The organism is Shewanella halifaxensis HAW-EB4 (assembly GCF_000019185.1).
Lineage (GTDB): Bacteria > Pseudomonadota > Gammaproteobacteria > Enterobacterales > Shewanellaceae > Shewanella > Shewanella halifaxensis.
The window spans coordinates 4,088,803-4,098,227 of sequence record NC_010334.1 but is presented as its reverse complement, the minus strand read 5'-3'; the positions used below and the strand labels follow the sequence as shown (position 1 = coordinate 4,098,227).

Annotated in this window: 10 protein-coding genes; 4 read left to right on the top strand and 6 right to left on the bottom strand. The window is 41.1% G+C overall.

Going from position 1 to position 9,425, the window contains the following annotated elements; translation table 11 throughout:
- From mnhG to SHAL_RS17380, 4 genes are all read right to left on the bottom strand, one after another.
- Positions 1 to 342: a monovalent cation/H(+) antiporter subunit G gene (mnhG, locus tag SHAL_RS17400; RefSeq protein ID WP_012278424.1), complete on the bottom strand. Its 342-nt coding sequence runs from the start codon at positions 340 to 342 to the stop codon at positions 1 to 3.
- Complete coding sequence (locus SHAL_RS17395) at positions 339 to 635, bottom strand: MrpF/PhaF family protein (protein ID WP_012278423.1); 297 nt, start codon at positions 633 to 635, stop codon at positions 339 to 341. Before SHAL_RS17395 ends, mnhG begins: the two co-directional genes overlap by 4 nt.
- Complete coding sequence (locus tag SHAL_RS17390; protein WP_012278422.1) at positions 635 to 1,168, bottom strand: Na+/H+ antiporter subunit E; 534 nt, start codon at positions 1,166 to 1,168, stop codon at positions 635 to 637. Before SHAL_RS17390 ends, SHAL_RS17395 begins: the two co-directional genes overlap by 1 nt.
- 1,517 nt (positions 1,169 to 2,685) lie before the next feature.
- Positions 2,686 to 3,162, bottom strand: a complete 477-nt coding sequence (locus SHAL_RS17380) for an outer membrane lipoprotein (RefSeq protein WP_012278420.1) — start codon at positions 3,160 to 3,162, stop codon at positions 2,686 to 2,688.
- A 207-nt stretch (positions 3,163 to 3,369) separates the two neighbouring features.
- On the opposite strand from SHAL_RS17380, the gene SHAL_RS17375 reads away from it, so the two are divergent.
- Positions 3,370 to 4,131, top strand: a complete 762-nt coding sequence (locus SHAL_RS17375) for a sulfite exporter TauE/SafE family protein (RefSeq protein ID WP_012278419.1) — start codon at positions 3,370 to 3,372, stop codon at positions 4,129 to 4,131.
- A gap of 224 nt (positions 4,132 to 4,355) precedes the next feature.
- Here SHAL_RS17375 and SHAL_RS17370 read toward each other — a convergent pair whose 3' ends face one another.
- Positions 4,356 to 4,709 carry a cation diffusion facilitator transporter gene (locus SHAL_RS17370; protein WP_012278418.1) on the bottom strand — a complete coding sequence of 118 codons (354 nt, stop codon included), beginning with the start codon at positions 4,707 to 4,709 and terminating at the stop codon, positions 4,356 to 4,358.
- Positions 4,710 to 5,026: 317 nt separating this feature from the next.
- Positions 5,027 to 5,458: a dCMP deaminase family protein gene (locus tag SHAL_RS17365; RefSeq protein WP_012278417.1), complete on the bottom strand. Its 432-nt coding sequence runs from the start codon at positions 5,456 to 5,458 to the stop codon at positions 5,027 to 5,029.
- Between the two features lie 299 nt (positions 5,459 to 5,757).
- On the opposite strand from SHAL_RS17365, the gene SHAL_RS17360 reads away from it, so the two are divergent.
- Genes SHAL_RS17360 through SHAL_RS17350 form a run of 3 tightly spaced genes read left to right on the top strand, consistent with a single transcriptional unit; the run spans position 5,758 to position 9,280 of the window.
- A complete protein-coding gene (locus SHAL_RS17360) occupies positions 5,758 to 6,963 on the top strand; it encodes a paraquat-inducible protein A (RefSeq protein WP_012278416.1) in 1,206 nt (401 codons plus the stop codon).
- A 5-nt stretch (positions 6,964 to 6,968) separates the two neighbouring features.
- Positions 6,969 to 8,621 (top strand): intermembrane transport protein PqiB, encoded by a 1,653-nt coding sequence (pqiB, locus tag SHAL_RS17355; protein ID WP_012278415.1) that lies wholly within the window; start codon positions 6,969 to 6,971, stop codon positions 8,619 to 8,621.
- A gap of 32 nt (positions 8,622 to 8,653) precedes the next feature.
- Positions 8,654 to 9,280 (top strand): PqiC family protein, encoded by a 627-nt coding sequence (locus SHAL_RS17350; RefSeq protein WP_190273611.1) that lies wholly within the window; start codon positions 8,654 to 8,656, stop codon positions 9,278 to 9,280.
- Positions 9,281 to 9,425: the final 145 nt, after the last annotated feature.

Below are 9,425 nucleotides of genomic sequence, written 5' to 3'. Positions count from 1 at the left end.
CTATGGTTTCGATGGCTTGTCCCCTCCCTTGTTGGTTGACTCGTCAAGCACTGGTTGCAAGTTGTTACGCAGGGCAGCTTTGGCCAGAGCGTGACTTGCTGCAGGATTAATAAATAGTGTGAACAGTAAGATCATCATCAACTTAAGTAGTACCAGCCCCTGTGGGTTTTGTAACATCAGGCCGATGAGGATCATCCCAGCACCTAAGGTGTCGGTGACACCTACCGCGTGCATGCGAGTATAAAAATCGGGGAAGCGCAAGATGCCAATACCGCCGGATAAACAAAGAAAGCTACCGACTAGCAAGCACAATCCACTAGCGATCTCGAGTAAGAGACTCATCGTTTATCCTCCTTGATTGGTGCTTGTTCCTGACGCTGGTGGTTGAACTCAGCAGAGTCAGAAAAGCGCAGTACGCCGATAACACTGATAAAGTTGATCAGGGCATATACGAGGGCGATATCCAGAAACTCGGGGCGACCCATTAAAAAACCCAGCACCGAGATAAGTAGCACCGTTTTAGTGCCAAACATATTGAATGCTAAGATCCGGTCATATAGCGATGGCCCCACTATGCAGCGAATAATAGCGAGGATCATGACAACAAGAATTGCGATTGTGGCTGCAGTTAACATCAGTTTTCCAATTCAGTGACCCGGCGATCCATCTTGCCGGCTTTTAAGGTATCGATATTATCTTTGCTCAAGGCGTGGATGATGATTTGATCATCGACTAAGCCCACCGCTACGGTACCCGGCGTCAAAGTAATGGAGTTAGCGTAGATGACCTTGCCAAGATCCGTGCGCTGAGTGGCGTCTATCGTGGCGAGAGTCGGGGAGATGCTGCTATTGCCAAGCCAAATATGTTTGACCACCGAAATATTGGCGACAACGATCTCTTTAGCTAGCCATAACATGTAACCGGGCATTTTTGCTGAAAGATGAATTGGCTGAGACTCATCGTCGATTACATCCATCCTGTTTGCGATATATAGAACAAGCAGGATAGAGGCGGCTCCAAGTGACAGTAGCAATGCGTTACTGTAATTTGAGTTAATCCACCAAAAGAGAGACAGGGTTAAGAAGAGGCTGAGTGCGTGACTCGGCAATAACCTAGTTTTTTTGTTGGATGTTAATTTTTCTAATAATTTATCTTCATTTATGCTCATTTTCTCACCTTTACCAATAGGTTCATTGGGTTGGCTAAGGGGCTGTACATGTTTTGCTATTACTTTTCATCTATGGCTTTCAGTGGCTTATGAACATGAAGATTCCACTGCGAGAGCATTGAATATTTGTGAGTGTAGCAATTGCATCGAGTCGATTGGATACGACAAATGTCCAACTAGGCGCTCTGCTAACTGCTCCATATTTTCATTCCTAGGTAGGCATAACTTGATCGGTTGCTCCTCCGAAGTCACTTTTCCAACTCGAGTTCGATAGGCTCTATCCAAAAATGTTCCTGATGTTTCGTGCAATACATAATTGGATTTTGTGCTTAAGGAACCTGCAAGAAACCCTTGAATATAATAAACGCAGGAGTTTGAAGAGTGCTCTTCAGAGTCATTCTTTAGTGACATACAAGATTCAAGTACCGTTCGTTCCTCATCTGTAGGCTCCGTTGAGCCTGCAAATACCGAAAAGGATAATGCAAATATTAGTAGTATTAATAACTGGCTGTCCTTCATTTTAAGCTCCTTGTTTATATGTGCTTACTTGAGTGCAAGTAATTCGAGAGTCATAAATGAATCGTAAGCAGAAGTCGTTATATTATTAGCAAGTTGAATGCCGTAATCGGGAATGACCTGTTTTAGAGTATTAAAGCATTTACTCTATCTGCCTTTGACCTGCCTATATCGCTTGTTATTGCCTGCTTATAGATAGGTTTATTATTAGATTTATTATTCATCCCTGCTTAGAACTCATATTTTTATTGTTAGGTATAGTTACCCATGACCTTAACAGTTAAGAGTAAATAGCTAGCCAGTGTAAACTCGGATATTGTTACACTATTGTTCGGGAATAGCGAGGTGTTGTTGTAACTTGTTGATATTTAGTGTTAAGCTTTTGGGGCTTACACTTATTTGCTGATGTTTGTAGGGGATTAAGTTTCAATTTATGTTAAGTTAAGCTTATCTTAGGATATTCTTAAGTTTGTTTTAAGCTTTTTTGTTAGCTTAATTATGAACGGAACCGCATTTTTTTAAGTAATACTGTCATTATATTCCTGTTAGAAGTGGATGAATTAATGGTTAGTCATTGATAGTAGTTTTTGGATTCTATAAGGGGATTTTCGGTAAAGCTTACAACACCTATCTAATTTGAGACCCATAAAATAAGAAGTATGTTATTTGACTACATAATAAAAAATAGACAAACATGCACGCCCTAGTTAGTCAAAATAATGATAGACACCCATAATAAATGACACGTTTTTGGAGCTACTGTTAAGCTTTAGTGATTGCTGAAGTATGAGCTTGTTATATCTCGTGCTAGAAGTACATTCATTAGTTTAGAACTTTTTACTCAACAACAAGATCTTATTACAGCTGTAGCCAGGCTCTCTGTTGCAAAGGCTGTGTGTTATTACCGAGTGCGATGAGAAATTCACTGCAGGAATGATGACTATCGGTGTGATTGGGTTGAGTTGAGGCGCAAATACTCAAGCTCACCGAGGTGTTTAGGGTTAACGCGGCACGACTCTGGCCGTATTACCATCGACATTTACCTGTACCGCTTGGCCTTGTTGGAAAATCATGCTGGGGTTGACCTCTTGAACGATAGAAATGATACGCCCATCTTCCAAGCGAATCGTCAGATTTACGCCGTTGCGCTCACCTGCTGCATCCGCTATTTCGCTACCAGCGTACCCGCCAGCGACACTGCCGCCAATTGCGGCAATATCTGAGCCTGCTCCGCCGCCGACTTCGGAGCCCAATATTCCCCCTATCGCTGCACCCGCAATCATTGCGATAATATTTGTTTTGTCTGATGCTGCAATCGTCACAGGTTCAGCTTTGACTATCGTGCCATAATACACCTGTTGAATTGTACGTGTTTCAGATGCGGCGTATGCATCCCCGTAAGGGGTGGGTGTGGTGCATCCTGCGATAGTCGCTATAGACATAGTGAGTAAAACTACGAAGTTTGTTTTTATGGTCATGAGATCTCCAAAGCAATTTTAATGATAAAAGTATAGGATCACCGTTGCTGCTTTGCTGAGACGATAGGGCTAGGGCAGTATTATTTTGACGTTTAGAAATATTATGAGGAAAGTTGCTATTTATGCAGCGGTTAACTTTCAAGGCCTTCAAGCTCAACAGTTATCTTTTGACTACGCTTGTAAGAAGAGACTACGGGAGATTTAGCAGTGTCTATTACTGAATATCTGTATTTGGGCATCATTGCTCTTATAAGTGGTGTCGCACAAGCCACGGTCGGTGGCGGTGGCTTGTTGCAACTGCCTGCATTATTTAATGCTATGCCCGGCGTTGCCATTCCAATTGTGATAGGTACCAATAAGCTCGCTTTGCTTGCTAGTGGTATTAATAATGTTAGACGCTATGCATTCTCAATGGACTTACCTTGGCCGCTCATTGTCCCTGCCATCATTAGCGGCTGCATATGTGCTTTTATTGGCTCGTCGTTACTTGACCATGTGTCAGAGGCTTGGTTTAAGCCTATTTTATTAGTGATTATGATTGTCTTGGCTATCTACACTTTTCGTAATAAAGAGATGGGTGAGAAGGAAAGTGAGCCCTTGTTTACACATCATCAAAGGGGAGTGAGTGCAGTGATGGGTGCCATGATTGGTTTCTATCAAGGTATGTTTGGCCCAGCTACGTTAACGTTTGCCATACTCGGTAATATTCGTGCCTTTGGTATGGATTTTCTTCATGCCATGGCCTCATCTCAAGTGTTATCCACCTTGTTTAATGTCAGTGCGTTAGTTTGGTTTATCAGTCATGGTTACTTTGATATAAAACTGGCTGCAATTATGACGATTGGTACTTTGGCGGGCTCAATAATAGGTACTCGCATTGCATTGATAGGCGGCAATCGAGTGATAAAGGTGTTGTTTGTTATAATGTTACTGATTGAGATTGGTCGTTACTCTTGGGCGCTTTTTTAATTGCAAGCTGCTGCCCTAGAGTTTATGTTTTGTTCAATATGGATTTTATTTTTCTAATGAAGAAGAGCTGCCATGAACCGTCACATTGGCATAACTTACTTATAAGGGGCTGGTTTATTGAGTTTTAATAAGGGCTTGTTATTTCAGGCGTTACATTTTTTGTTGTAAGCATGGCAGTAACATTAGGCTACTACCATGTCAGCTTACGATCATTGCAATATTAATTAGTCTTTATGGCCTGTTTTATGGTGCTCTCGAGATGATTCTTTATGGTCATGCTTTTTAACTTTATGGTGCTTATGTTCATCATGTTCATGACGATCATCATGGGTTTGCACTGAATGTTTATGGCCTGTTGGGTTACCACCATGTTGAGTATGAGGGTGGCTTTTTTCATGATCTCGCGTTTGATGATGATCTTTATTGTGTTTATGCTCATGTTGCTCGTCGTACTTATCCCCATCGTTGTACTTATGCTCCATACGCTCATGTTCAAATTCTGCTGTATGTTGATGACCATGATTATGGGTTTTGTGATCTTCTTTTTTTGTCTCGTCGTGATTAGATTTGTGACTCATAATTGAACCTCTAAATTAGATAGCTAACAGTTGATGAGTCTAGATTGCGCTTAAGCTAAAAGCAAAAATGTGATCTTCATCAACATTTGTTTAAGGCTGAAATTAATTATAAATCATCAATATTTCATCTTATAAATATTAACACTCGTCGTTAGGCAATAATCATTTGCACTGAGTGTAAACTTACACAAAACCACGATGATTAAGTCAAAAGGAAATCAACAGTAAATTGAAGCTATATGGTTAAAAAAGGCAGGGTAAATCAATGTTATAACGGCAGCAGAGTAAGCTATATCTAAGCTTACTCTGCTTTCATATTAGGGCTGCATCCAATCAACTTTGACGCCAGCTTGGTCAAACATATCTTGGCTTATCTTAATTTTATCTGCCCAGCGCGATAAAAAGTCCTCGCTTGGTTTAGGGCTATGTACTGTACTTAATCCCGTTTGGATTATCTTGGCTGCACAGTTAGGGCAGGGGAAGTGGGTCACCCATATTTCGCAGCCGCTAAGATCACGCTTAGCATAGAGAATGGCATTCTCTTCTGCATGGAGCGTTTTTAGTAGCTTCATCTCTCGGTTATCGGTTTCGGCACTGTCTGAGATCCCGTGTGGGTAGCCATTGAAACCTAAGGAGACAATTCGGTTATCTTCGGTGATTACCGCACCCACTTGAGTGGAGGGATCTTTACTCCAAGATGCGACAAGCTCAGCCATCTGTAAAAAACGTGTCGCCCATTTTGTCATCATTTAACAGTAACTCCTAATGTACGCTATTGAATAGCCAACTTAAACTAGCGTTATTCTCTATGGTGAACAATGATAAATCAACCTGTAGCAATGAATAAATGAGCTGCCTTCAGCTCTGAATCATCTATTTGAGACTTTATTGACTCTATATATCAGGTGGCAATATTTGAGCGTCAGCCTATAATTGAGGTATCGCTTAACTTACTGACTTGATTATTATTTTGCTGAGTTGTAAACTTTTATCTTACATTTGACTTGCTATGCAGGTTAAAACACCTTAATTAGGTTTGATTAACGATATGGTAATTAATAATCACGAAAACAATAGTTTAGATAAAGCTGATGTTTGTAATGAGTGTGACCTTACCTTATTGATCCCCAAGTTAGCGGTAAACCAAAAAGCGCTTTGTCCTCGTTGTGGCTACCTTTTAACGGCTAGACGTAGTAACTGCTTGGATCGTATTCTTGCGTTTGCCATTTCAGCGTTAATTTTCTTGATCCTATCATTTCAATTTGAGTTTATTTCTTTTGAATATAATGGCTTAGGAGATAGCATTAAGCTCTTAGATAGCGTGAGAATTCTTATTGATAATGGTTATGCTTGGCTTGCCATTATCGAAGTGGCTAGCGTATTTGTTATCCCCGGTTTCATATTAATCTCTGTTATCTATTTAGTGTTTTTTCTCAGGCAAGGTCGCTATCCACCTAAAGGGCTAGGCCTCACAAGTGTGATATTTAAATTGATCCCTTGGAATATGGTAGAGATTTTTTTAATAGGAACCTTAGTAAGCTTTGTAAAGATAATTTCGATAGCAGAAATTGGCTTGGGTACTTCCTATTTTTCATTTATTTTATTTTCAATTTCAATGACTGCCGCGTTATTACACTTGGATAAAAGAGCATTTTATCAAGCGTTAACAGTGAGGCGTACTGAACAGCAGCGAGTCCGCGTTCCAGTGTCTGAGCCTGCCGAGCCAAAACTCATACCTCAAGTGACAAGCAGTGATAAACGTCGAGCTAACAGCCTATCAATCCAAAAAACTTGGGCATTAATTATTACTGCAATTCTCCTTTACATTCCGGCTAATATTTTGCCGATAATGAATACTCAATTTTTAGGACAGAATGAACCTAATACAATCATTGGCGGGGTATTATTACTCTGGCAAGAAAAGTCATATCCTATTGCTATGGTAGTATTTATTGCCAGCATTATGGTACCGATTACTAAAATAGCTACCCTTATCTGGTTAAATTACAGCGTACAGATCCACTCGGGTCAATTATCGCATCAACGCATACTTTTGTACCGCGCTGCAGAGTTTATTGGTCGCTGGTCCATGGTGGATATATTTGTGGTGATTACACTCACAAGCTTGGTTCAGCTTGGTAATACCATGAGCATAATACCTGGCCCTGCTAGTTTGGCTTTCTCGGCGGTCGTCATCATAACTATGTTGGCTGCAATGAGCTTTGAGCCGAAATTAATCTATAACGAGTATTAAAATTTATGAAAACACAACAGCCCCTTGATGCAGAGATTAAAACAGTGAAAACAATCTCTACTATCTGGTTTGTGCCCATAGTTGCCCTATTGATTGGTGGCTGGATGGTGTATTACCACATAAGTAACCAGGGCCCGACTGTGACCATTCTTTTTAATTCTGCCGAGGGGATGGAAGCGGGAAAAACAAAAATAAAATCGAGATCGGTCACTATTGGCGAGGTTGAAACCATTAAGCTCAATGATCAAGATGATGGGGTTATTGTCACAGCAAGAATGTCAAAAAATACTGAAAAAATGCTGATGGAAGACAGTAAGTTTTGGGTGGTGAGCCCAAAAGTTGCCCTCTCAGGGATCACCGGTTTAGATACATTAATATCCGGTGTGTATATTGAGCTCTCACCGGGCTCATCTAAGCAAGGTCGTAATGAATTTACCGCCTTAAATTCTCCTCCCATCACGCCAAAGGGGACGCCAGGCTTACAAGTCACATTAATCAGTGATAAGGAGTTCGCTTATTCTCAGGGGGACCCTATTATCTATAAAGGATTAACCGTCGGTAAAATTGAAGAGGTGCACTTTAATATCAAAGAGCGCGCTGTTTATTATAATGCATTTATTCATGCTCCATACCATGAGCTACTCACTAATAACACTCGATTCTGGGATGCTAGCGGCTTAGTGGTTGACCTCAATGCTGAGGGGATTTCACTTAAAACAGGTAGTCTTCAAACCATATTAACCAATGGAGTGACCTTTGGCATACCGGACGGAATGCCATTGGGAACTAAAATTAATGAGCTAGACTCTTTTCAAATTTTTGATGACTATCAAGATGCCAGTAATGCCCGTTATAAATACTCACTACAATATGTGATGTTAGTGAGTGATACGATCCGAGGATTAAGTGTCGGTGCGCCAGTGGAGTATCGCGGTGTGACGGTAGGTGAGGTTTCCTCTGTTGAATTGATAACCACAGATCCTAGCATCATGTACAGCGAGGCAGTTCGTATTCCTGTGTTGCTCAGTATACAGCCTGGTCGAATTGGCCTGCCTGATAATGAGCAAGGCATGGCCTTGATGAAGAAACATAATACCCTGTGGATTAAAGAAGGATTAAGGGCCAGCTTGAAAACAGGCAGCTTACTGACAGGAAGTTTATTTGTTGAGTTACAGCATTTTGATTTGCCACGGCTAGAGAAGCTTGATATTTATCAAAATTATCCAGTAATCCCGACCGTAAAAGATCAGTATTCTCAGTTGATTGATAAAGTTGAGCTATTTGTCGACAAGCTGAATGGTTTGCCGTTAGATGAACTAACGGGCAATGCCAATGTCACCCTAGTTAATGCTGCCAGCCTGCTTAGCGAGCTTCAGCATACGAGTCAAAATCTAGATAAGTTATTGGTTAGTGCTGAACAGCAAGGCTTAATTAAGCAGTTAAGAGTCGCATTGGAGAGTTTTGAATCATTGAGCCAAGATTTCTCATCTGGATCTCAAGGTTATGAGGGGTTACAGGAAGCGATGAAGAGTATTTCAGATGTGATGTATGAGCTTAAGCCTTTGTTGGAGCAATTAAAGCGCAAACCGAATGGTCTTATCTTTGACTCTGGTAGCCAAGATTTAGAGCCAAAAAAACATTCAGAGGTTAACCAATGAGACTGATCTTAACAATGAGGCTGATATTAACAATGAGACTTGGCTTAATAAGTTTATTCGGTGCCGCCTTGTTACTTACAGGCTGCAGTTCTGCTTCAAGCAGCAATAGTTATTACTTGTTAAATAGCTACTCGGCAGCAGGGAATGCATCACAAGGGCAGATTGCATTAAATCAGGGCGTTGAGCCTAGTGAAAAAACCAATGTTGGGCTCACTGTGCAATTGGCGGAATATTTAAACTCTCCCTATCTCGTGATGCAAATTAATCAGCACAAACTGAGCTATGCCAGTTTTCATATGTGGGCCGAACCATTAGCCGATGAGACCTTAAAGGCCTTGCAGCTTGATTTAAACGCTATCAGTAAAACGCTTAAATTTGTCCCAGAAGCCGAAGCTCTGCAGGCTAATGAGCTAGCCCAGCTGTCTATTGAAATCGATTATTTCTATGTGACAGCGCAATCTAAGGTAGTGCTAGCGGGTCGCTACCAGTATCACAACAAGCTAGAAATGGAAGGTAAAGCAAAGGGCCGACAGGCCATTGAACAGACTTTTACCTTTGAGGAACCATTAGAAGCGGATGGATATTCGCAATCCGTTACCCAGATGAGAAGTTTGCTGTTAAAACTGGCTAAACAGGTCGCTGTCAATATTGAGCGTTAGTACTAGTGTTACCATCGCGCTAGCTTTATTCTAAATAGCGATGCCTGTCTCTTGTTTCTTATTTACAGCCTTCAGTTTCTAACAGAGGAGTCGCAGGCTCCTCTTTAGTAAACGATGAGTATTCGGGCATTTCTTTGATATAACT